This window comes from Klebsiella sp. GG_Kp173 (genome assembly GCF_040062415.1).
GTDB lineage: Bacteria > Pseudomonadota > Gammaproteobacteria > Enterobacterales > Enterobacteriaceae > Klebsiella > Klebsiella quasipneumoniae.
In genome coordinates, this window is the sequence record NZ_JBEAFZ010000087.1 from 77,702 (window position 1) to 101,116 (window position 23,415).

21 protein-coding genes and 1 tRNA gene are annotated in these 23,415 nt (G+C 59.7%); 10 read left to right on the forward strand and 12 right to left on the reverse strand.

The genetic code is table 11. The annotated features are described in order from the left end of the window. The 3 genes from ABLU50_RS22360 to rsuA all read right to left on the reverse strand — a co-directional run bounded on the left by ABLU50_RS22360 (nt 1) and on the right by rsuA (nt 2,588). Entirely contained in the window at nt 1–345 is a 345-nt protein-coding gene (locus ABLU50_RS22360; protein WP_002912974.1) for a YejG family protein, read from the reverse strand. Between the two features lie 330 nt (nt 346–675). Next, on the reverse strand, nt 676–1,872 hold the full coding sequence (locus ABLU50_RS22365; protein ID WP_004201661.1) for a Bcr/CflA family multidrug efflux MFS transporter: 1,197 nt from the start codon (nt 1,870–1,872) through the stop codon (nt 676–678). Beyond that, complete coding sequence (gene rsuA, locus ABLU50_RS22370) at nt 1,869–2,588, reverse strand: 16S rRNA pseudouridine(516) synthase RsuA (RefSeq protein WP_087832079.1); 720 nt, start codon at nt 2,586–2,588, stop codon at nt 1,869–1,871. Before rsuA ends, ABLU50_RS22365 begins: the two co-directional genes overlap by 4 nt. A gap of 147 nt (nt 2,589–2,735) precedes the next feature. Between rsuA and ABLU50_RS22375 the strand changes: the two genes are divergently transcribed. After that, nucleotides 2,736–4,493 carry a DEAD/DEAH box helicase gene (locus tag ABLU50_RS22375; RefSeq protein ID WP_087832078.1) on the forward strand — a complete coding sequence of 586 codons (1,758 nt, stop codon included), beginning with the start codon at nt 2,736–2,738 and terminating at the stop codon, nt 4,491–4,493. A gap of 136 nt (nt 4,494–4,629) precedes the next feature. Further along, on the forward strand, nt 4,630–4,914 hold the full coding sequence (gene rplY / locus ABLU50_RS22380) for a 50S ribosomal protein L25 (protein ID WP_004201664.1): 285 nt from the start codon (nt 4,630–4,632) through the stop codon (nt 4,912–4,914). A 58-nt stretch (nt 4,915–4,972) separates the two neighbouring features. On the opposite strand, the gene ABLU50_RS22385 is transcribed toward rplY, so the two are convergent. Then, nucleotides 4,973–5,860, reverse strand: coding sequence for a LysR family transcriptional regulator (locus tag ABLU50_RS22385; protein ID WP_080828021.1), 888 nt, complete (start codon nt 5,858–5,860; stop codon nt 4,973–4,975). Between the two features lie 103 nt (nt 5,861–5,963). Here ABLU50_RS22385 and ABLU50_RS22390 point away from each other — a divergent pair, with 103 nt between their 5' ends. Further along, nucleotides 5,964–7,250 (forward strand): serine hydrolase, encoded by a 1,287-nt coding sequence (locus ABLU50_RS22390; protein WP_085845924.1) that lies wholly within the window; start codon nt 5,964–5,966, stop codon nt 7,248–7,250. A gap of 22 nt (nt 7,251–7,272) precedes the next feature. Here the strand turns inward: ABLU50_RS22390 and ABLU50_RS22395 are convergent, their stop codons facing one another. Continuing rightward, nucleotides 7,273–7,869, reverse strand: a complete 597-nt coding sequence (locus ABLU50_RS22395) for an NUDIX domain-containing protein (protein ID WP_048295223.1) — start codon at nt 7,867–7,869, stop codon at nt 7,273–7,275. An 81-nt stretch (nt 7,870–7,950) separates the two neighbouring features. Between ABLU50_RS22395 and ABLU50_RS22400 the strand changes: the two genes are divergently transcribed. Then, nucleotides 7,951–8,718: a DeoR/GlpR family DNA-binding transcription regulator gene (locus tag ABLU50_RS22400; protein WP_062914176.1), complete on the forward strand. Its 768-nt coding sequence runs from the start codon at nt 7,951–7,953 to the stop codon at nt 8,716–8,718. Between the two features lie 14 nt (nt 8,719–8,732). Here ABLU50_RS22400 and yejK read toward each other — a convergent pair whose 3' ends face one another. Beyond that, entirely contained in the window at nt 8,733–9,740 is a 1,008-nt protein-coding gene (gene yejK / locus ABLU50_RS22405; protein ID WP_004144267.1) for a nucleoid-associated protein YejK, read from the reverse strand. 186 nt (nt 9,741–9,926) lie between these two features. On the opposite strand from yejK, the gene ABLU50_RS22410 reads away from it, so the two are divergent. The 5 genes from ABLU50_RS22410 to eco all read left to right on the forward strand — a co-directional run bounded on the left by ABLU50_RS22410 (nt 9,927) and on the right by eco (nt 14,046). Next, entirely contained in the window at nt 9,927–10,154 is a 228-nt protein-coding gene (locus ABLU50_RS22410; RefSeq protein WP_004195346.1) for a YejL family protein, read from the forward strand. An 18-nt stretch (nt 10,155–10,172) separates the two neighbouring features. Further along, the gene (gene yejM / locus ABLU50_RS22415; RefSeq protein WP_004201669.1) at nt 10,173–11,933 is read left to right on the forward strand and encodes an LPS biosynthesis-modulating metalloenzyme YejM; all 1,761 of its coding nucleotides are present in this window, start codon (nt 10,173–10,175) and stop codon (nt 11,931–11,933) included. 76 nt (nt 11,934–12,009) lie between these two features. Next, nucleotides 12,010–12,086 (forward strand) — tRNA-Pro (locus tag ABLU50_RS22420). A gap of 185 nt (nt 12,087–12,271) precedes the next feature. Beyond that, entirely contained in the window at nt 12,272–13,381 is a 1,110-nt protein-coding gene (locus tag ABLU50_RS22425) for an AI-2E family transporter (RefSeq protein ID WP_004201670.1), read from the forward strand. 173 nt (nt 13,382–13,554) lie between these two features. Continuing rightward, nucleotides 13,555–14,046, forward strand: coding sequence for a serine protease inhibitor ecotin (gene eco, locus ABLU50_RS22430; protein ID WP_004201671.1), 492 nt, complete (start codon nt 13,555–13,557; stop codon nt 14,044–14,046). Between the two features lie 55 nt (nt 14,047–14,101). On the opposite strand, the gene mqo is transcribed toward eco, so the two are convergent. Beyond that, nucleotides 14,102–15,736 carry a malate dehydrogenase (quinone) gene (gene mqo, locus ABLU50_RS22435; RefSeq protein ID WP_087832077.1) on the reverse strand — a complete coding sequence of 545 codons (1,635 nt, stop codon included), beginning with the start codon at nt 15,734–15,736 and terminating at the stop codon, nt 14,102–14,104. A 280-nt stretch (nt 15,737–16,016) separates the two neighbouring features. Between mqo and ABLU50_RS22440 the strand changes: the two genes are divergently transcribed. Further along, nucleotides 16,017–17,255, forward strand: coding sequence for a SulP family inorganic anion transporter (locus ABLU50_RS22440; protein WP_227665592.1), 1,239 nt, complete (start codon nt 16,017–16,019; stop codon nt 17,253–17,255). On the opposite strand, the gene mgtE is transcribed toward ABLU50_RS22440, so the two are convergent. From mgtE to apbE, 5 genes are all read right to left on the reverse strand, one after another. Continuing rightward, nucleotides 17,218–18,654 (reverse strand): magnesium transporter, encoded by a 1,437-nt coding sequence (gene mgtE, locus ABLU50_RS22445; protein WP_002912996.1) that lies wholly within the window; start codon nt 18,652–18,654, stop codon nt 17,218–17,220. The genes ABLU50_RS22440 and mgtE overlap by 38 nt on opposite strands. Nucleotides 18,655–18,802: 148 nt before the next feature. After that, complete coding sequence (locus ABLU50_RS22450; RefSeq protein WP_043520285.1) at nt 18,803–20,446, reverse strand: multidrug ABC transporter permease/ATP-binding protein; 1,644 nt, start codon at nt 20,444–20,446, stop codon at nt 18,803–18,805. A 74-nt stretch (nt 20,447–20,520) separates the two neighbouring features. Beyond that, nucleotides 20,521–21,174, reverse strand: coding sequence for a DNA oxidative demethylase AlkB (alkB, locus tag ABLU50_RS22455; protein WP_017899302.1), 654 nt, complete (start codon nt 21,172–21,174; stop codon nt 20,521–20,523). Continuing rightward, the gene (gene ada, locus ABLU50_RS22460) at nt 21,174–22,238 is read right to left on the reverse strand and encodes a bifunctional DNA-binding transcriptional regulator/O6-methylguanine-DNA methyltransferase Ada (RefSeq protein ID WP_087832076.1); all 1,065 of its coding nucleotides are present in this window, start codon (nt 22,236–22,238) and stop codon (nt 21,174–21,176) included. Before ada ends, alkB begins: the two co-directional genes overlap by 1 nt. 73 nt (nt 22,239–22,311) lie before the next feature. Then, the gene (apbE, locus tag ABLU50_RS22465) at nt 22,312–23,364 is read right to left on the reverse strand and encodes an FAD:protein FMN transferase ApbE (RefSeq protein ID WP_049116721.1); all 1,053 of its coding nucleotides are present in this window, start codon (nt 23,362–23,364) and stop codon (nt 22,312–22,314) included. Nucleotides 23,365–23,415: the final 51 nt, after the last annotated feature.

The window sequence follows — 23,415 nt, forward strand, 5'->3', positions numbered from 1 at the left end:
TCAGAAAGGGTTATTGCCGGAGAAGGGCTCGGCGATCGCCACGCCAAAATTTTTCAGACGACAGGTGGCGGCAAACTCATCCTGCAGATTAACGAACAGGCAGGGTTCGCCTTCGCACTCAAGAACGGAACAGTCGACTTCGATGTCGCTTAACGCCTGGCTGAGCTTATGCATCACCGGCCAGGCTTTTTCACCGTCCGGACTCAGCAGTTTCAGGGCGACGAGACTGTTTTCGTTCTGCGCGCCGTTTTGCGGAATCGGTTCAACTCTGGAACCCGCAAAACCGGCCAGCCAGCGATAGCTCTGCGGCAGACGGTGTACGATAGAGAGTTGTTGTGTATTCACGTGGTTTCCCCGGAAGCAAAAGGCTTCACAATAAATTTACATCAATATTAACACACTGTTGACAAATAGTCCTGCTCAGACGCAGAAAACGTTTACAGCCGCGTCGGACCAGGGTTAAGCGCTTATATTCCAGCGTGTTATTTTTTAACCCGGCAAGCCGATTGGCGCTATATGTACCCGTTTCTGTGATCCAAAACAACTTTTTTATCGCAACAATGCGACTTTTTACACTAATTGATTTTACATAAAGGAAACAAATCACAGAACCCTGAAGCCCATTGCGGTTGACATGCATCAAGAAAGGGGCGATTTCGCCCCTGAAAATGTGACCTAGCGTGCGATTTTTCGCCGGCGTGAAGCGTAAAGCGAGAAGAAAATAGAGCTGGTGGCGCAGAAGGCGATAGAGATCAGCATCGGCCAGGCGGTGGTAAAGGTGGCCATCGACAGCAGCGCGCCGATAATCGCCCCGATACCAAAGCGGAAAGTCCCCGCCAGCGACGAAGCGGTGCCCGCCATATGCGGAAACTCATCGAGGATCACCGCCATAGCGTTAGACGACACCATCGATACGCAGCCAACGAAGGCCGCCACGCCGATCACCAGCGACCAGAAACCGACGTCGAGCAGCGCGCAAACCACCATCCACACCGCCATGGCAAACTGGATCCACAGCCCGGCGCGGAACATGCGCAACGCCCCTACCCGCCGCACAAACCGGCTGTTGAACATGGTCATCAGGAATAAAAAGACAATGTTCAGCGCAAAATAGTAGCCAAAGTGCTGAGGCGCAACGTGGTTAATATTGATATAGACGAAAGGCCCGGCGCTTAGGAAAGAGAACATGCCCGCGAAGCTAAAGCCGCTCGCCAGCATATAGCTCAGGACCCGCTTATGGCGGAACAGGGTGGCAAAGTTACCCAGCGTGGTCCGCAGGTGGAACGGCTGACGCCTTTCAGCCGGTAGCGTTTCGCGGATAAACAGGCCGATCATCAGCGAGGCCAGCAGGGCCACCAGGGCAAGGATCCAGAAAATGGCATGCCAGCTGAACCAGACCAGCACCGCCCCGCCGACCATCGGCGCCACCAGCGGCGCAATGGTCGTCACCAGCATGACAAACGACATCATCCGCGAAAACTCATCTTTCGGATAGATGTCGCGCATCAGGGCGTTAATCACCACGCTGGCCGCCGCGGCCGCCAGACCGTGGAAGAAGCGCATGGCGATCAGCATCTCGATGGTCTGCGACAGGGCGCAGGCCACCGCCGCCGCTGCGAAGACCAGCGTTCCGCCGAGGATCACCGGCTTGCGGCCGAGGCTGTCAGCCATCGGACCGTACAGCAGCTGACCCAACGCAAAGCCGAGGATATAGGTGCTGAGGGTCATCTGCGCGCTACCGTCCGGCACGTGGTACTGGGCAGCGATCACCGGCAGGGCCGGGAGGTACATATCGATCGACAGCGGCATCAGCATGGCCAGCAGGCCAAGGATAAACACAATCCCCAGTGAAGAATTCTGCTTCAGCGTCACGTTTTACTCCGTGGCTGCGGGGCGCCCACGCTGGCGATTTCCGCTTCCGTCAGCGGGCGATATTCACCCGGCGCCAGCGATTCATCCAGCTGGATGTCGCCGATGCGTTCCCGATGCAGGCCAACCACGTGGTTACCCACGGCGGCAAACATGCGTTTCACCTGATGGTAGCGGCCTTCGCTGATGGTGAGGCGCACTTCGGTCGGAGTGATAATTTCCAGCACCGCCGGTTTGGTGAGATCTTTTTCGTTATGCAGTTGGACGCCTTTGGCGAACAGCTCCGCGGTCCCTTCCGCCAGCGGGCTTTCCAGCGCCACCAGATAGGTTTTTTCACAATGGTGGCGTGGCGAGGTAATGCGGTGCGACCACTGGCCGTCATCGGTCATCAGCACCAGTCCGGTGGTGTCGATATCCAGCCGTCCGGCGGCGTGCAGCTTATGCGCCACCGGCTCGTCGAGGAAATAAAGGATAGTCGGATGATCGGGATCGTCGGTGGAACAGACGTACCCTTGCGGCTTGTTGAGCATAAAATAGCGCGGGCCGATCTGCTGGGTCAGCGTGTTCCCGTCATACTCCACCTCGTGCTCCGGCTGAAGCTTAAAGGAAGCATCTTTTACAATGTCGCCGTCCACGGTAACGCGGCTGCCGCGGATTTCACGCCCGGCAATAGCCCGGCTGACGCCAAGCTGCTGAGCGATAAACTTATCAAGTCGCATGAGATTTTTTTAGCCTGTCAAAGTGCTGGAGCGGGCAAATCGCCCGAAAAAGAAGAATTTCACTGGCTAGTATAACGGGCTCTTAACACCACTCAAGGGAAAAGATTCATGGCATACTATTCGCGAGTTAATTAGCCCCGTGAATTCATGACTTTTACATTACGTCCTTACCAACAAGAAGCCGTCGATGCCACCCTCGCCTGGTTCCGTCGCCATACCGAGCCGGCGGCGATTGTCCTGCCCACCGGCGCGGGCAAAAGCCTGGTGATCGCCGAGCTTGCCCGCCTGGCCCGCGGCCGCGTGCTGGTGCTGGCCCACGTCAAAGAGCTGGTGGCGCAGAATCATGCCAAATACTGCGCCCTTGGCCTCGAGGCGGATATCTTTGCCGCCGGTCTGCAGCGAAAAGAGAGCCACGGCAAAGTGGTGTTCGGTAGCGTGCAGTCGGTGGCGCGCAATCTCGACCAGTTTCGCAGCGAATTTTCGCTACTCATCGTCGATGAATGCCACCGCATCAGCGATGATGACGACAGCCAGTATCAGCAGATCATCGGCCACCTGCGGCAGGTTAATCCGCAGATCCGGCTGCTCGGCCTGACGGCCACTCCGTTCCGCCTTGGCAAGGGCTGGATCTATCAGTTCCACTACCACGGGATGGTGCGCGGCGATGAAAAGGCCCTGTTCCGCGACTGCATCTATGAGCTACCGCTGCGCTATATGATTAAGCACGGCTACCTGACGCCGCCGGAGCGCCTCGATATGCCGGTGGTGCAGTACGATTTCAGTCGCCTGCAGGCGCAAAGCAACGGCCTGTTCAGCGAAGCCGATCTTAACCATGAGCTGAAAAAACAGCAGCGTATCACCCCACATATCGTCAGCCAGATCGTGGAGTTCGCCGAAAGCCGCAAAGGGGTGATGATCTTCGCCGCCACCGTGGAGCACGCCCGGGAAGTGACCGGCCTGCTACCGGCAGGCCAGGCGACGCTGATCACCGGGGAAACCCCGGGTCCGGAACGGGATCGCATCATCGAGGCGTTTAAAGCGCAGGAGTATCGCTATCTGGTGAACGTCGCGGTGCTGACCACCGGCTTCGACGCCCCGCACGTCGACCTGATCGCCATCCTCCGCCCCACCGAGTCGGTGAGTCTTTACCAACAGATCGTTGGCCGCGGCCTGCGCCTGGCGCCGGGAAAAACCGACTGCCTGATCCTCGACTACGCCGGCAACCCGCACGACCTGTACGCCCCGGAAGTGGGAACGCCGAAGGGTAAAAGCGACAACGTGCCGGTGCAGGTCTTCTGCCCGGCCTGCGGCTTCGCCAATACCTTCTGGGGCAAAACCACCGCCGACGGCACCTTGATTGAGCATTTTGGCCGCCGCTGCCAGGGGTGGTTCGAAGATGACGACGGCCACCGCGAACAGTGCGACTTCCGCTTTCGCTTCAAAAACTGTCCGCAGTGCAACGCGGAAAACGATATCGCCGCCCGCCGCTGCAGGGAGTGCGACACCATTCTGGTTGACCCGGACGATATGCTGAAGGCGGCGCTGAAGCTGAAGGACGCGCTGGTGCTACGCTGCAGCGGCATGGCCCTGCAGCACGGCGGCGACGAGAAAGGCCCGTGGCTGAAAATCACCTACTACGATGAAGACGGCGCCGACGTCAGTGAGCGCTTCCGTCTGCAGACGCCCGCCCAGCGCACCGCCTTCGAACAACTATTTATTCGCCCGCATACCCGCACCCCCGGGGTGCCGCTGCGCTGGATAACGCCGGCGGATATCGTGGCCCAGCAGGCGCTGCTGCGCCATCCGGACTTTGTCGTCGCCCGCATGAAAGGCCAGTACTGGCAGGTGCGGGAAAAAGTGTTCGATTATCAGGGGCGTTTTCGCCGCGCCAACGAGCTGCGTTAATCACCCGAAAGCTGAGGTTTTGATTGCCCGGGTGTCGTTTGGCGGCTATAATGCCGCCCGCTTTTGCATTCGCAAAGCAGATAATCCGCCTGTTGCTGGGTCGCCTGTAGCAGGCTTTATATATAGAGAGACATCAATGTTTACTATCAACGCAGAAGTACGTAAAGAGCAGGGTAAGGGTGCGAGCCGCCGCCTGCGCGCAGCTAACAAGTTCCCGGCAATCATCTACGGTGGCGAAGCTGCTCCGGTTGCTATCGAACTGGACCACGACAAAGTATGGAACATGCAGGACAAAGCTGAGTTTTACGGCGAAGTTCTGACCGTCGTGGTTGATGGCAAAGAAGAAAAAGTCAAAGTTCAGGCTGTTCAGCGCCACGCGTTCAAGCCGAAACTGACTCACATCGACTTCGTTCGCGCGTAATCGCCGATAGCAAGTTGTATGGCAAGCGCCCCGGGGTCTTCGGCTCCGGGGCGTTTTGTTATCCGCGCCGCCAAAGCTCCGGCGCCTCGTCCACGATGTCGCTAAGCATCCGGTGCTTATTCATTCCGGGCAGCCAGAGCATCACCATGGTGACGTTCAGCCCCTGACTGCCGACCTCCGTCGCGATTTCACTGACTCCCTGCCACTCGCCTGGCCGCAAATGGTCCGGTAAAAACCCCCAGCCCCTCCCCTGCTCCAGCGCATGGCGCAGCAGGGTAATTTCGTTCATATACAGCGTATGGCCGGAGATCTGCAGCCGGCGGGCAATCTGATCGTCACTGCGCCGGTGCATCACTAACTGCGGCGTCAACGAAAGATTCAATAGCGTCAGCGGCCGCGGAGCGTCGTGGAACAGGCTGTCCGCCGCGTAGAAACGCAGATCCACGGTGCCGAGCGCCCGCCACTCCATTTCGCTCCCCAGCGTGCGGTTGTTAGCCTGGCACAGCGCCATATCCGCCACGCCATCGCTCAGCGCCTGCTCGGCTTCGCGCCGCGAGGCGCTCCAGCAGCTCAGGCGGATCTGCCGCCGGGCCAGCGTATCGGCCAGCGCGCAGAGAAAATCACGTGGGATAAAGGGATCGTACACCAGACGCAGCGCCTGTCCGGTGGTTTGCGGCAGCGTTTGCGCAAAAGACTCGAAAGCCTGCGCCTGGCGCAACAGCAGATGCGCCTGACGAAAAAGCTGCTCGCCTTCGGCGGTTAAGATCAGGGTACGCCCTTCCCGGCTGAACAGATGGTAACCCAGCGCGTCTTCCAGATAGTCCAGCAGATCGCGCAGCGTGGTTCGGTCTTTACCTAACCGAATGGCCGCCCGCGACAGGCTGCCGGTCTCGGCGATGGTGGCGAATGCTTCAATCTGCGCGAAAGAATATTGCAGGGTTTTCATCCTTCTCTCCCTTACGGGGGAAAATCCCCCCTGTGCTGATTTTAGCCGGCGCGCGCCGATTTATATACTGCGCAGCGAATCTATGGCAAACGAGGAAAGGAAGATGATAAGAAAACCACTGGCCCTGGCGTTAATCCTGGCGGCGCTGCCGGCGGCGGCAATGGCGCAAAACTGCGGCGGCCTGACGCTGGATGTCTGCCCAACGCCTTACGATCAAACGCTACCCGCGGCCAAAGACATGCTCAGCTGGGATCAGACTTCACGCGTGATTGGCTTTCGCAATGACTATCGCAACTATGCCGGGGATGTCTTCCGCCACGGCGCCTCAGTGCCGCTGGAACGCGCTGAAAAACAATTGACCGATGCCCGCTATACCCTTAACGGCCACACCTGGACCCTGCAGGATTACCTGAAGCGCGAGAACGTCAGCGGTATGCTGGTGCTGAAAGACGGCAAAGTCGCCTGGAAATATCTTGGCGACGGCAACACCGATACCACCCTGTGGACCTCACGCTCGGTGGGAAAATCGGTGGTCTCGACGCTGGTGGGTATCGCCATTCAGCAGGGTAAGATCCACTCCCTCGATGATCTGATTACCGTTTATGAGCCCGAACTGAAAGGCACCGCCTGGGACGGCGTGACGCTGAAGCAGTTGATGCAGCACACCAGCGGTGTGGAATGGAATGAAGACTACACCGACCCGCAGTCGCACTTCGCCCGCCTGACCCAGTGCGAGGCGCAGCCCGGCGCCTATGCCTGCGTGCGCAAGATCGTCACCGGCCTGGCGCGCCAGCATCCGGCGGGGGAGCAGTGGTCCTACTCTTCCGGCGGCGCCTGGCTGCTGGGCGATATCCTGGAGCGCGCCACCGGCATGTCGCTGGCCGCCTGGCTTGAGCAGTCGCTGTGGCAGCCCGCCGGGATGGCCCACGACGGCGTATGGCATGCTTATCAGCAAGGGAAGCACGATGTCGGCGCCCACGGCTTTAACGCCACCCTCGAAGACTGGGGCCGCTTCGGCGAATTCGTCGCCCGCGATGGTCGGTTAAGCAACGGCAAACAGCTGGTGCCTGCGGGCTGGTTCGATCAGGCCGCAAGCTGGACCACAGCGCTGAACTCGGTCTCGGCGGCGCATCCGGAAGGTATCTACGGCTATCAGTGGTGGAATAACGCCATTCCGGCGAATGCGCAAAACGTCCAGCCGACGCCGCAGGAAGGGCTGAAGGACTCGCTGTGGGCGCTGGGTATCTACGGCCAGGTGATCATGGTGAACCGCGCGGAACACCTGGTGATCGTCCAGTGGTCGACCTGGCCGCAGGCGGAACCCTCCTTTAACGCCCAGCCGCTGGAAGCGGCGCTGATGTACAGCGCCATTGCCCGCGAGCTGCGTTAACCCCCCCCCAGCTCCTTGCCGCTCAGCCGGCGAGGAGCGTGTCGGCATTCAGCGCCAGGTGCTGCAGCAGGATAATGGTTTTGGCATCCATGATCTCGCCATCGCGAATGGCCTGCAGCGCCCGCGCCAGCGGCCACTCCAGCACTTCAATGTCCTCACCTTCCGCCGCCAGCCCGCCGCCCTCTCCCTGCCGGTCATCGGCCTGATATTCGGCGATAAAAAAGTAGAGTTTTTCGGTGACAGATCCGGGGCTCATAAAGACGGTGAAGACGGGCTCGATGCGCGTCACCCGAAAGCCGGTCTCCTCTTCCGCTTCGGCAACGATCCTCGCCTCCGGCGAGGCGTTATCCAACAGCCCGGCCGCCGCTTCAATGAGATATCCGTCGTGACCGTGAGTAAACACCGGAAAACGGAACTGACGAGTCAGGACCACCGTTCGCTTTTCCCGGTTGTAGAGTAAAATGACCGCGCCGTTGCCGCGATCGTAGGCCTCGCGGCTCTGCTCCTGCCAGCGTCCGTCCCGGCGCTGCAGTTCAAAGGTATATTTTTTCAGCGTGTACCAGTTATCAGAGAGCAGCGTCTCGCGAATGTGGCGGACGTGCGGTGCATGAGTTTGCATGTTATATCCCCTTTAAGATGACAGCAGGCACCATAACATGCATAATCGTGCACAAACAAGATCACTCGTGAAGGAAAAATCATGCTCGCCAGTCAACGAAAACAGCAAATCCTGCAGATTCTTGCGGAGGAAAAACAGGTGATGTCCGGGGAGCTGAGCCAGCGGTTTAACGTCTCAGAGGACTCCATTCGCCGCGACCTGCGCGAGCTGGCGGCGGAAGGAAAACTGCAGCGGGTCCACGGCGGGGCGCTGCCGGTCTCCGCTGCCATCGCCCCTATTGAAACACGCAAAAGCGTGCAAATCGCCTCCAAGCAGGCGGTGGCGCGCGCCGCCGCCGCCCTGATCCAGCCTGGACAGGTGGTGATTGTCGATGGCGGCACCACCACCGCGGCGATGATCGGCTTCTTACCCGCCGACCTCAGCTGCACGGTGGTCACCCATAGCCCCGGCATCGCCGTGGCGCTGGTCGATCACCCGCGAATCGAGGTGATCCTGCTTGGCGGCAAAGTGTTTAAGCATTCAGTTGTCGCCGTCGGCCCCGAAACGCTGGAAGCAATGGCGCGGATCAACGCCGATGTGTTCTTTATGGGGGTGACCGGCGTCCACCCGCGAGCGGGTTTTACCACCGGTGATTATGAAGAGGCAGGCATCAAGCGCGCGCTGGCGGCCAGGGCCGCGGAAACCGTGGTGATGGCCTCCCGGGAAAAGCTCAACGCCGCGTCGGCCTTTGCCATCGGCGAGCTGAACCTCGCCAGTACGCTTATCGTCGATGGGGATCCCGACGCCGCGCTGCGCCAGCAGCTGGTGCAGCGCGGCGTGGAGATCGTCCCCGTTCAGCGGTCGCGCTGAACGGGGCGCGGCGCTTAGTTGCCGCCGGAGGTCCGGCGCTGCAGCTGGTCGCGCAGGTTCGGCGGGGTGCCCTTAATGGTCAGAGTATCGGTGGCGGGATCCCAGAATACGCGTTCGCCCAGCAGCATCGCGTCGAAGTTAATGGTTAAACCGCCGCCGCTGCCGGCAAACTTGGTCAGCTGACGTAAGGTGCTGCGATCCGCCGGGAAGCTCTCTTCCAGTTCGTAACCCTGTTCGGCGGTGAATTCCTGGAAGCTCTTTTCGCTGACGCCGGCCAGCTCTTTGGACAGCGATTCCAGCTCAATCTCTTCCCCGGCCTGCAGCTGTTCGTTGCAGTACGCATAGACCTGCTGACGCACATTCTGTCGCTCGGATTTATCAAGCTGCGCGTCGGCGGCGAAGTCGTCCACCGCCTGCAGCAGGCCGCGGTTCTGCGCTTTGGCGTTGAGGCCTTCGCTGGCGCCGAGGAAATCCATAAAGAAATCGGCCACTTTGCGCCCCACCCGCCCTTTCAGGAAGGTTAAGTAGCGGGTCGACTCCGGGTTGGTTTCCCACTCGGTCAGATCGATGCGCGCGACGATATCGGCATGGTTAATATCCAGATAATGGGTCGAGCGGATATCCAGCTCTTCGTTGACGCGCATACTGCTCAGGTTATTGAGCACCGCCACCAGCAGATACTCGACCGCCAGGTAACGATACTGGCAGAAGAGGACAATGCCCCCTTCGGCGAACGGGTATTTCGCCAGCTCATCGCGTAGGCGGCCGGTCGCCGCGCGGCTGAACGCCAGAAACTCCTCTTCGCCCTGACGCTGCAGGCGCAGCGCCTGCGCCAGTTCGCTCTCTTCATTGAACAGCCCATAGGCTTTGCTTTTGGCGCTATAAACCCGGTGCAGTTCAGCCATCATCTCGACGACCGTCGCGTTCGGCTCCAGCAGTGACTCGCGCAGCACCAGCTCCAGATTTTGTTCATCACGTTTGATTAACTGATGCAGGGCAATCTGGTCGATATCCAGACTCATGTTAAACTCTCCTTTTAGACCGGGTGGTATTCAACCACCGCCGGGTAGCCGACGCAACTGGCGCTACACATTTCGACGTCATGACTGACGATCGGTGCGCTTTTGCGCCGCGGCGAAAAAATGCGGAAAAAAAGCTGCTGCTACGGTAATATGTTGCCCTTTCACGAACAAACAGATTTTGAGTTTATGCCGCAAATTTCCCGCTATAGCGATCAACAGGTCGAACAGTTGCTCAGCGAGCTGACGAACGTCCTGGAATCACACAAAGCCCCGGTTGACCTTTCACTGATGGTGTTAGGCAATATGGTGACCAACCTGATCAACAGTAGCGTCGCGCCGGCGCAGCGTCAGGCCATCGCCCGTTCTTTCGCGCAGGCTTTGCAATCTTCGATTAACGACGATCCAGCGCATTAAGGATAACAGCAACAGTATATGGTGACTCTACGTCAGCCCTACCGAGAAAAAGTCTCCCAGATGGTTAGCTGGGGGCACTGGTTCGCCCTGTTCAACATGTTGTTGGCCATGGTGCTCGGCAGCCGCTACCTTTTTGTCGCCGACTGGCCGACGACGCTTGCCGGACGACTCTTTTCGTACGTCAGTCTCGTCGGGCACTTCAGCTTCCTGGTGTTTACCAGCTATGTGCTGATCCTCTTTCCGTTGACCTTTATCGTGGTCTCGCAGCGCCTGATGCGCTTCTTGTCGGTGATCCTTGCCACCGCCGGGATGACGCTGTTGCTGATAGACAGCGAGGTCTTTACCCGCTTCCATCTTCATTTAAATCCGGTGGTCTGGGAGCTGGTCATCAACCCTGACCAGAATGAGATGGCGCGCGACTGGCAGCTGATGTTTATCAGCGTCCCGGTCATCTTTTTGATTGAAATGCTCTTCGCCACCTGGAGCTGGCAAAAGCTGCGCAGCCTGACGCGCCGCCGCCATTACGCCCGCCCGGTCGCCTGGTTCTTCTTTTTGTCGTTCGTCAGCAGCCACCTGGTCTATATCTGGGCGGATGCCAACTTCTATCGCCCGATCACCATGCAGCGAGCGAATCTACCGCTTTCCTATCCGATGACCGCCCGTCGTTTCCTTGAGAAACATGGCCTGCTCGACGCCCAGGATTATCAGCGTCGCCTGGTGGAACAAGGGGCGCCGGAGGCGGTATCGGTCCAGTATCCGCTCAGTAACCTGCGCTACCGCGACCTCGGCGCGGGCTATAACGTGTTGCTGATCACCGTCGACAACCTGAACTACTCGCGGTTTGAAAAGACGATGCCGGCGCTGGCGGCGTTTGCCAAAGAAAACGTCAACTTTACCCAGCATATGAGCTCGGGCAATACCGCCGACAGCGGCCTGTTTGGCCTGTTCTACGGCATTTCGCCAGCCTATATGGACGGTGTCCTCTCGGCGCGTATTCCCGCAGCGCTGATCACCGCCCTCAACCAGCAGGGCTACCAGCTGGGGCTGTTCTCTTCCGATGGGTTTAGCAGCCCGCTGTATCGCCAGGCGCTGCTCTCCGACTTCTCGCTGCCGAGCGCGAAGACCCAGAGCGACGAGCAGACCGCCAATCAGTGGATCAGTTGGCTGGACCGTTACGCGCAGGATGAGAATCGCTGGTTCTCGTGGATCTCGCTGAATGGCACCACTCTCGACGACACGCAGCAGCAGAACTTTGTCCGCCGTTATAGCAAGGCGGCAGGCGATGTTGATGCCCAGATCGATCGGGTGCTGACCGCGCTGCGCGAAGCCGGCAAGCTCGATAATACGGTGGTGATTATCACCGGCGGCCACGGCAAGCCGCTTAACGTCAAACACGACTCATTCGACTGGTCGCGCGAGCAGCTGCAGGTGCCGCTGGTTATTCACTGGCCGGGCACGCCGGCCCAGGAAATTGCCACCCTGACCGATAACAAAGATGTGATGACCACGCTGATGCAGCGCCTGCTTCACGTTTCGACGCCGGCCAATGAGTATTCGCAGGGTGAAGATCTGTTCAGCGCCGCGCGGCGTCGGAACTGGGTCACCGCGGCCAACGGCGATACGCTGGCCATTACCACCCCGACCATCACCGTGGTCCTCAACCATAACGGCACCTACACCACCTGGAGCCGCGACGGCGAGAAAATCAAAGATCAGAAACCGCAGCTCAGCCTGTTGCTGCAGGTCCTGACCGACGAAAAACGCTTTATCGCTAACTGATTGATTAATTATGAATCAATCGCGCGCGACCCGCTTGCATTCGCCTGGGGAACGGGTAATATTGTTCCCCACGCGTCGGCACGTAGCGCAGCCTGGTAGCGCACCGTCATGGGGTGTCGGGGGTCGGAGGTTCAAATCCTCTCGTGCCGACCAAAAATCCCAGAGAAACCAGCCTTTTAAGGCTGGTTTTTTTATGTCTCTCCTTTACGCCCGTCCCCCACCTCGTTGAATTTGTGCCCTTTCCGCGCCACAGCGTATAGAGTACGACTATCCTGATGGTAAATTACGTCGTAGCATCTATTATTCGACCGTATGACTCATAAGCAGGAGCGGATGACATGAGAGTTAATGGACTTACCAAAGGATTTTTCATCCTTATCGTCTTCATTGTAACCCTGGCCTTTTTTGATGTTCTCTCACCCTACTATTCCGCCATTCTCTGGGCCGCGATCCTCGCGGTGATTTTTAATCCGGTCAAAAACAAAATTCGCACCCGCCTCGGCGAGCGTAATGGCCTCGCGGCGCTGATGACCATCGTCATTATCTGCCTTATCGTGTTTACGCCGCTGGCGATTATCCTGTCGTCACTGGCCTACGAGCTGAACGTGGTGTACAGCAAACTGCAGCATAACGATACCCAGTTCCCGACGGTGGTCGCCAGCCTGATTGCCCACCTCCCCGGCTGGGCCAGAAGCTTCCTGGCAGAACATAACCTTGATAGCGCGCAGCAGATCCAGCAGCAGCTCTCCGATGTCGCCCTGAAAGGTGGCCAGTATCTGGCCGGCAGTGCGTTTCTGATTGGCAAAGGGACCTTTGGCTTTACCGTCAGCTTCGGCATCATGCTGTACCTACTGTTTTTCCTGCTGAAGGATGGACCTTACCTGGTGCTGTTGATCCTCGAATCTCTGCCGTTATCCAGCTATGTGAAGCAGCACCTGTTCGCTAAGTTCGCCGCAGTGGCCCGCGCCACGGTAAAAGGCACCGTCGCCGTGGCGCTGGCGCAGGGGGCGCTGGGCGGCTTAGCCTTCTGGATCGCCGGTCTGGACGGCAGCATTCTCTGGGGGGCGCTGATGGCGTTCCTGTCGCTTATCCCGGCGGTGGGCTCGGCTATTATCTGGGTGCCGGCGGCTATTTACCTTTTTGCTACCGGCCAGTTGTGGCAGGGCGCCTTTATCGTGGGCTTCTTTGTCGTTGTGATTGGTCTGGTGGACAATATTCTGCGTCCGCTGCTGGTGGGCAAGGATACCAAGATGCCGGACTACCTGATCCTGATCGCCACTTTAGGCGGCATGGAGATCTACGGTATCAATGGATTCGTGATCGGGCCACTGATCGCCGCCTTGTTTATCGCCTGCTGGAATTTGCTGTCGGGACGGGAACATGCTGGCAACACCGATGAAATCGATGAAGAGTTTATTGAGGAAGCGAAAAATAGCCGTACTGAATAGCTTCTCCGGCAGGCGTCTGGCGGCCCGCCAGCGCCTCTGTTGCGCTCTGAACGCTGCCCTTTTGCCAGTAGATAACACTGTTCACTTTGCAAAAAATGGTAAATAAATCTTAACATTCAGCTAAGTGATGATAGGCTATCCCTGTCAGGAACGAAAATAAAGGATGATCAACCGTGAAAAAAATCACTACGCTAGCCGTTTCTCTGCTCACCGCCGCCTGCATGTCTGCCGGCGCCCTGGCCGCAGACCAGCCGCTGGAAAAAGTCGCGCCGTTCCCGAAAGCGGAAAAAGGCATGAAGCGTCAGGTTATTCAGCTGCCGCAGCAGCAGGATGAGTCGGCGTTGAAGGTTGAGCTGATGATCGGCCAGACGCTGGAAGTAGACTGTAACCACCATCGTTTTGGCGGGCAGCTGGAAAGCAAAACCCTGGAAGGCTGGGGTTATGACTACTATGTCTTTGATAAGCTGAGCGGCCCGGTATCCACCATGATGGCCTGCCCGGACGGCAAGAAAACGAAGAAATTTGTTACTGCCGGCCTCGGCGATGACGCTATGCTGCGCTACAACAGTAAGCTGCCGATCGTCATCTACACGCCGACTAATGTCGATGTAAAATATCGCATCTGGCGCGCCGACGAGACTATCGGCAACGCCGAGATCCGCTAAGGCGCGCAATTAAATCAGCAATAAAACAACGGCAGCCCGCAGGCTGCCGTTTTTGTCAGAGCGCGATGTCCGCCATCGGCTTGCCGCCACTCAGCGGCTTCAGCTCCGCCTGCGGAACTTCATCCGCCGCCGCGGCCGGCTCATATTTCAGCTCCAGCACTTCACTGGTCCACGCCAGCGCTTTCTCAATCTCCGCCGGGTTGCCATCAAGGCGAATACCGTAGGTCGGGATGATCGCCTTCAGCCTGGCCTGCCATTCCGGCGAATTCACTTTGTCTTTAAACACTTTTTCCATCAGCTGCAGCATGATAGGCGCCGCGGTGGAGGCGCCTGGCGATGCGCCGAGCAGCGCCGCGACGGTGCCTTCGTCATCGCTGACCACTTCGGTGCCCAGGCGCAGTACCCCGCCCTTCTTCGCATCGCGCTTGATGATCTGCACGCGCTGGCCGGCCTGCCACAACCGCCAGTCCTCTTTCCGCGCTTCCGGATAGTATTCGCACAGCGCGGCCAGACGATCTTTATCTTTCTGCATCACCTGGCTAATCAGATATTTCACCAGATCAAAGTTGTCCAGGCCGACGTTGAGCATCGGCAGGATATTCGAGGTATTGGTCGAGGCCAGCAGATCCCACAGCGAACCGTTCTTCAGGAAGCGGGTCGAGAAGGTCGCGAACGGCCCGAACAGCACCACGCGTTTACCGTCGATAATACGGGTATCGATGTGCGGCACCGACATCGGCGGCGCGCCCACTTCGGCCTGGCCGTAAACCTTCGCCAGATGGTGGTTTACTACCTCCGGATTTTCGCAGACCAGGAACTGGCCGCCGACCGGGAAGCCGGCATACTCTTTGGCCTGCGGAATGCCGGTTTCCTGCAGCAGGGTCAGCGCTGCACCGCCGGCGCCAATAAAGATAAATTTGGCTTTAATGACCCGCTTCTGACGACGGTTGTCGGCATCCGCGAGGGTCACCGTCCAGGTCTTGTCGGCGTTGCGCTTGAAGCGACGCACCACAGTGCCCAGCTGCAGGGAGAAATTATCATGCTTTTGCAGGCTGGCGATCAGCTGGCGGGTGATTTCGCCATAGTTGACGTCGGTTCCCATTTCCGTACGGGTGGCGGCGACCTTTTGCAGCGGGTCGCGGCCTTCCATCACCAGCGGCGCCCAGGCTTTGATCTGCTGATGGTCTTCAGAATAACGAATGCCGCGGAACAGTTCGCTCTGCTGCAGCGCCGCATAGCGCGCGCGCAGGAAGTTGACGTTATCTTCGCCCCACACAAAGCTCATGTGCGGCACGCTGTTAATGAATGATTTTGGTTTGTTCAGGACGCCGCGCGTCACCTGATGCGCCCAGAACTGACGCGAGATGTGGAAGGCTTCGTTGATGTCGACCGCTTTGTCGATATTGATGCCGTTGGCGGTCTGCGGCGTATAGTTCAGCTCCATCAGCGCCGCGTGGCCGGTACCCGCATTGTTCCACCCGTTTGAGCTCTCTTCCGCCACGCTGGACATCTGCTCAACCATGGTAATAGACCAGTCTGGCTCAAGCTCCTGCAGCCAGGTTCCCAGTGTGGCGCTCATAATGCCGCCGCCAATCAACAATACATCCGTCTCTTGCTCATGGCGGGTGTTGGTCCGAGTGCTGTTGGGACCAACCGCCTGTGAGCGTGGTACGGCCATCTTTTTATTCATCGGATTTGAGCCTTACTTTACTCGCTGTTTTATTTAGCGCAGGTGATACGATTGTCACCCCTCACGTTACCACCGAAGCTCAAAAATTTAAATATTGTTTAAATTTTAAGTTCTGTTTTGAGATCCGTTATAAAAATGTTTAATAAATGTATACACCAAATCACTTTTTGTACTGGTGCCCTGGCAGATTCCGCGCTATCATCCCTGGTTTTGTGACAGACCGCACGGAAGCAGGGCCTGACACCGCTCCTCCTTTTTTTATAATCTGCGAACTTTTTTTATGCCCCCAGTTTCAGACCCCGCCGCTTCCGGCAACCTGCGTCCAATCCTTCGTTCTCCGTCGCTGCTGACGCGCGAAGTCCTGGCCGGCGTGCTCACCGCCCTGGCGTTAATTCCTGAAGTGATTTCGTTTTCGGTTATTGCCGGCGTTGACCCGCAGGTGAGCCTGATTGCTTCCGTCGTGCTCTGTCTGGCGATGTCGCTACTCGGCGGACGCCCGGCGATGGTCACCGCCGCCGCGGGATCAGTGGCGCTGGTCATTGGCCCGATGGTGCATCAGCACGGCGTGGGTTACATTCTGCCAGCCATCATTCTGGCGGGTATGATTCAAATTTTGTTTGGTCTGTTCGGCATGGCGCGCCTGATGCGCTTTATTCCCCCGGCGGTGATGACCGGGTTCGTCAACGCCCTCGGGATCCTGATTTTCTTCGCCCAGGTGCCGCACTTCTGGAGCCGCCAGCCGCTGATCGTCGGCCTGTTCGTCCTGACGCTGCTTATCGTTCTGTGGGCGCCGCGCTTTATTAAGACTATCCCAGCGCCGCTGATCGCCATCGTCGCGCTCACTCTCTATACCGCGACCACCGGCCAGCTGCTGCCGACCGTGGGTGATGAAGGGTCAATGAGCGGCGGCCTGCCGGGGTTCACCGCCCTGACCGTTCCCCTGAACCTGACCACCCTGCAGATAATCTGGCCGTGCGCCCTCAGCATCGCCTTTGTCGGCCTGATGGAGTCCTTGCTAACGGCTAAGCTGGTGGATGACCTGACCCATACGCCGTCGAATAAATCGCGGGAGAGCGCCGGGCTGGGGATCGCCAACATCCTCGCCGGCTGTTATGGCGGTATCGCCGGCTGCGCGATGATCGGCCAGACTATCGTTAACGTGGAAATGGGCAAAGCCCGTAGCCGTCTCTCAACGGTTATCGCCGGCCTGGTGCTGCTCCTGCTGGTGACAGCGCTCAGCCAGGTGATGGCGAAGATCCCGATGGCGGTCCTGGCCGGGGTGATGGTGATCGTGGCGGTGAAGACCTTTAGCTGGCACAGCATTCTCCCGGGCGAGCTGGCGCGCAATCCGTGGCCGGAAACGCTGGTGATGCTGGTGACCGTCGCCGCGACGGTGGGAACCAGCAATCTGGCGATTGGCGTGCTGGCGGGGATTGTCGCGATGGCGATCATCCCCCGCCGCCTGAGGGCAAAAGCGCAGGCTACATCAGAAACAGCGTCGCCAGACCCAGAAAAATAAAGAAGCCGCCGGTGTCGGTGATAGCGGTGATCATTACGCTGGAGCCGACCGCCGGGTCACGCCCCAGCTTCACCATGACCATCGGGATTATCACGCCCATCATCGCCGCCATCAGCAGGTTGAGCATCATGGCGAGCGTCATCACCCCGCCAAGCTGTGGATCGTCATACAGCCACCAGGTGATGGCCCCCATGATCCCGCCCCACACCAGGCCATTAATCAGTGCAACGCCCATTTCACGCAGGATCAGAAAGGTAAAGCTGCCGGGCTGGATCTGCTGCAGCGCCATCGCCCGAACGATCATGGTGATCGTCTGGTTGCCGGTATTGCCGCCGATCCCGGCGACGATCGGCATCAGCGAGGCCAGCGCCACCAGCTGTGAAATGGTATGTTCGAAGCCGTCGATGACCCTGGAAGCGATAAACGCCGTACACAGGTTCACCGCCAGCCATGCCCAGCGCGTTTTCACCGCTTTGCTGACCGGGGCGAAGACATCTTCTTCATCGCTCAGGCCGCCCATCCGCCGCAGATCGTTGTCGGTCTCTTCATAGACCACATCGACGATCTCATCGATGGTCAGACGGCCGATCAGTTTGCCATCGGCATCGATAACGGCGGCGCTGAGCAAGTCATCACGCTCGAAGGTGCGCGCCACCTTCTCCGCTTCTTCATGCGGCTGAAAGGTGACCGGATCGCCCTCCATCACCTCCCCCACCCGCTTCTGCGCATCGTTGAGCAGAATGGTCTGCAGCTCCAGCTCGCCAAGCAGCAGCTTATTGCGGGTGGTGACGAACAGTTTATCGGTGTTCTCCGGCATTTTCCCGAGACGCCGCAGATAGCGCTGGACCGCCGCCAGGGTGGCCTCCGGCCGCACCGTAATGACCTCAAACTCCATGATCGACCCGACGCTGTTGTCGGCGTAGCGCATAATCTGGCGAATACGGGCGCGCTTCTCAGCCGGCAGGGTCGCCAGCAACCGTCCGGTCAGATTGCGCGGCAGATGCTGCAGCAGGTAAACCTGTTCATCGATATCCAGCGGCTGCATCGCCTGCAGCAGCTCGGGGTCGCTCATCTTATCGATGAGGTCGCCCCAGACGTTTTCTGAAGCTTCCAGCAGCACTTCGCCGCGTTTATCGTCGGGCACCAGGCACCACAGCGCGGTGCGGGCGTCATAGGGGAGCGCTTCCAGCGCATCGGCGAGATCCGGCGGCGGCAGATGCGAGACCAGCATTTCCACTTCAGCCAGGTCATCGGCCAGCGTCCCTTCATCGTAACGTTCGGCCAGCGTCAGTTTGCCCAGCAGCGCGGAGGTCACCGCTTTATCGGTGCTCAAGAGCCAAATCAGACGGGCGCGCTCTTCGTCACGCAAGCGGGCGCTTTTTTTATGCAAAACGGACATCGGTCAGGCAATCCTTTTGAGAATAGTGAGCCGGCCTGCGGGCCGGAAGCCTTAAGCATAGCGCGAGGAGGGGGAAATAATAACCGTCAGCACTGTAGACGCTGAAAATTTCAGCGGCGCCCGGCTTTCCCCGGGCGCGCAGCGTGAATCAGGCCGTGCGGGCCACCGCATCGCGGGAGGCCTGCGCCCGCTCTTCGCCAGTGAGCTCGGACAGCTGCCCGGCACGCATCTCCAGCAGGCGATCGGCGTGCTGGAAGTAGTGATCGTCATGGCTGATGGCAAACACGGTTTTCCCCATCTGCTTCATCAGCGGCAGCAGGACCTGGTAGAACTCGCGGCGGAAATGCGGATCCTGATCCGCCGCCCATTCATCCAGCAGAATGATATCCCGGGACTCGGCCAGCGCCAGCAGGAGCGCCACGCGCTTCTTCTGCCCTTTCGACAGCCGCAGGTCGCCGATCTTACCGTTTTCCAGCTGCAGCTTGTGGGCCATTTGCAGACGCTCCAGCCACGTTGCCACCAGCGCCGGATCGGCCTCCTCGCCCTGCGGCCCGAGCAGACGGTCGAACAACCAGACGTCAGTAAACACCGCGGAGAACAGTTTGCGGTACGCCTCCGGTTTATCCGCCGCCAGCGGCTGGCCGTCCACCAGAATCTGACCGGAAATCGGCTGATACAGGCCGGTCAGGAGCATCGCCAGGGTTGATTTGCCGCTGCCGTTGCCGCCGATGAGAAACACCAGCTCGCCGCGTTTTAGCGTCAGATTAAGCGGCCCTACCGCAAAGCGCTGGTCCGGATAATGGAAGGTGACATCGCGCAGCTCCAGCGTCTGCCAGTCAGCCTGCGGCTGCGGCCGGGGGAAATCCGCCCGGTAAGGGGCGAGCGAGAACTGGCGCAGCTTGTTGAACGCCACCTGGGCGCTAAGCAGCGTGGGCAGCGCGCCGACGGCGGAGAGCAGCGGCGTGCGCAAAAACAGCAGCGTCAGGGAGTAGGTCGCCGCCACGGCGGTATCGGCCCAGCCGAGGCTGTTGGCCATCCAGAACACCAGCCCGATGGCGCCAAGCATCATAATATTCGACCAGTTGACCGCGCTGAGATGGAAGGTATCGGCGCGAACGATGTGGTGCCGGTAGTCGCGGGCATCCGGGAGATAGAGCTGATTAAACACATACTCCGCGCGCTCCCGGTTGAGGGTCAGCTCTTTACGCCCTTCCAGCACCGTCTGGTAGTCGTGATAGAGCTTATCTTCCGTTTCGCGCAGGCTGGCCATATGTTTGTACACCCGCGACACCAGCACAAAGCCGCCCCAGATGGTGAGCGCCATCCACAGCGCCGTCACCAGCATCATTTTTCCTGACAGCCAGGCCAGATAAGCGGCGGAGCCGAAGGTGAGAATGATCCCCTGCACCAGCTCAGGGAGGCGTACAAAGGCGATGGTAATATTGCGGATATCGCTGGTCAGCCCGGCAAGCAGCGACGCGCTGCCGATCTTCTCCACCTGTTCAATCTGGGTATCGAGGATGCGTTTCACAAACTCGCCGCGCAGGCGAAAAACAAAATGGTGGCCGAGGGTGGTCAGCGCCAGCTGCGAGCCCAGGGTCACCGCCATTAACAGCCCCAGCAGGCCAAGAAATTCCGGCAGCACCCGCAGCGAGGTATCGACAGTGGCGATCAGGCGCATGTTAATAAAAGCGATTAAGCCGATACCCAGCGCGGCGCTGAGCAGGCTAAGGGCAATAACGCCCAGAAACGGCCAGCGATACTGGCGCCAGACGAGAGAAAGAAGTTCCATAACAGGCTATCCGGAAAAGCAAAACAGCCAGCAGTTTAAACGGCTCGCCGGTGACATCAAGAATAATTCTTATTTTAATCGCCGGGACGGCCCGCCTGCCGAAAGGTGAGGTTATATCGACAGTCGCCGGTCTCGGGATGATGGCCCGCTTTCAGCGGCTGAATGCCATGATAAAACAGGCGCGACTCCCCGCCCCAGACCACCACATCGCCATGCTCCAGCAACAGCCGCTGCAGCGGGTCGCTGCGCTGCAACCCGCCAAACTGAAAGATGGCCGGCAGGCCCAGGGAGACCGAGACGATCGGCGCCCGTAGATCCTGTTCATCTTTATCCTGATGCAACGACAGCTTTGCGCCGGGCTGGTAGCGGTTAATCAGACAGGCGTCGGGGGAAAAGCCCGGATAGCCGCCGGCCGCGGCTGCCGCCAGCGCCAGTTCATGGAACACGGCCGGCATCGGCGGCCAGGTGTGACGGGTGACCGGATCGACCGGGGCGTAGAGGTAGCCGTGGCGATCGGTGGTCCAGCCCAGCCGGCCGCAGTTGGTCATCGCCACCGACATGGTGTACCCGCCCGGCGTGACCATCTGGCGAAACGGCGACTGGCGGGCGACGTCGGCAATCGCCTGCAGCAGCCCTGGGGCACGCTCGCGGGCAAAGCGGCGAAGCACCACCGCGCCGGGGGCCAGCGGCTCCTGCCACGGTGGGGTATCGCTAAACAGATCGAGCATTACTCCTCCTCTCGTTGCGCCTCGCGCGCCAGCAGCTGCGCTTTTCGCGCCGTTCCCCAGCGATAACCGGATAGTGCGCCATCTTCACGCACCACCCGATGGCAGGGAACGATCACCGCCAGCGAATTCGCCGCGCAGGCGCCGGCCACGGCTCTTACCGCCCGCGGCTGGCCAATATGCTCGGCCACCTGGCGGTAGCTGCGGGTCTCACCCGCCGGGATCTGCCGCAGCGCCTGCCAGACCTGCAGCTGGAACGCGGTGCCCCGCAGATCCAGCGGCAGCGACACCGGCCGCCGGCTGTCGTCGAGGTGGGCGAAAATCTCCGCCATCTGACGACGAAACTCAGGATCGCCCTGGCGCAGCTCGGCGTGGGGAAAGCGCTGGCGCAGATCGTCGAGCAAAGCAGCATCGTTATCACCCGGCAGCACAGCGCAGACGCCGCGTTCACTTTGCGCTACCAGGCAGCGGCCCAGCGCGCAGTCGCCCGTCGTCCAGGTCACCACGGTGGCGGCGCCGCCGCGGCGAAACTGGCTGGCGGTCATCCCTAATGCGGCATCGGCCTGGCGATAATAGCTGCTGCTGTCGGGAAAGCCGGCCGCCAGCGCGGCGCGGGTCACCGGTTTCCCCTGCTCCAGCGCCTCCCGCAGGCGTCGCGCGCGCCACGCCTGCTGCCAGGCTTTCGGGGTCATGCCGGTGACGGATTTGAATAAACGGTGGAAATGAAACGGGCTGACCGCCAGCTCGCGCGCCAGCGCCTCGAGGGTCAGGGGCGCCTCCTGCTCCAGCAGCCGACAGGCCTGCGCCACCTTGTCGATCCTTTGCTGCTGCGGAGAGTCTTTATCCGGCTGGCAGCGTTTGCAGGGGCGGAATCCCGCCGCCACGGCAGCAGCGACGTCGGCAAAAAAGCGCACGTTTTCCCGCCGCGCGCGCCGCGAGCGGCAGGAGGGACGGCAGCAGACGCCGGTGGTCAGTACCGCAAAGACGAACTGACCATCGGCCCGGGTATCACGCTCGCAGACCGCCAGCCAGCGGCGGTCATCGGTATCGGCAACTATCGGTTTCATCACGGGTCTCCTGCTGTAAGTGTATCCTCAGTCTGCGGTAAAGCCCGCAGCAAAAAACCCGCAATCTTGCTTTTTAATTTTTTTCGCCGACGAGGAAGGTACGGAACTGCGGCGACATCCAGGTTTTAAAGCCCTCCCCCTCTTTGACGATCATGTAGACCGCCAGGCCCTGCTCGCGCACCACCTGCTGCGCTTTTTCCGGCCCCAGCACCATCAGCCCGGTATCCCAGCCGTCCGCCTCCAGCGCCGTTGGCGCAATGACGGTCACGGAGACCAGCTTATGGGTTATCGGCTGCCCGGTCTGCGGATCGATGACGTGCGAGATACGTTTGCCATCGAGTTCATAGTAGTTGCGATAGCTGCCGGAGGTGCTGATGCCGTGACCATTGATGTCGACAATCGCCTGAACGGCGTTTTCCTGGTCGGTCGGTTTCTGGATCGCCACCCGCCAGGGCTTGCCTTCGCCGTTCATCCCGCGGCTCACCAGCGCCCCGCCCACCGACACCAGATAGCGGGAGATCCCTTCCTGCTCCATCAAGCGCGCGAGGTGGTCGGCGGCATAGCCTTCCCCCACGGTGGAGAGGTCGACAAACAGATCGGGAATATCTTTTTGCAGGAACTGCCTGCCGCTCTGATTGATAACCTGCAGATGCTGCAGGCCGGTGCGCGCTTTCGCCGCGGCGATCGCCTGCGCATCCGGAGTGGCGACCGGCTGTTTATCCGGGCCAAAGCCCCACAGATTGACCAGCGGCCCGACGGTGATATCCATCGCGCCATGCGTTTTGGCGCCAATCCGCAGCGACAGGGTCACGATGTCCGCCATCGCTTCGCTCACCGGCCAGGGCCGGGTATCCGCCGCGTGGTTGAAACGCATCAGCGCCGAGTCGTTTTTCCAGGTCGACAGCAGGCGATCGTCGGCGTCCAGCTGGGCCTGAACCTTGGCGCGCAGCGCCTGCGCCTTTGCCTCATCCACGCCGATAACGCTGACCCGCCAGAAGGTGCCCATTGTTTTACCATCCAGTACGGTGGCCGTTGATGCAGGTGTCGCGGGAGTGGTGGCTGAATCGCAGCCAGAGAACAGTACGCAGGCGCCCAACAGCGCGGCGCGAAAGAAAGTCATATCCATTAATCGAGGCTCCTCTTACCAGGGCGACAAGAGTATACCAGCGAGGTTAAA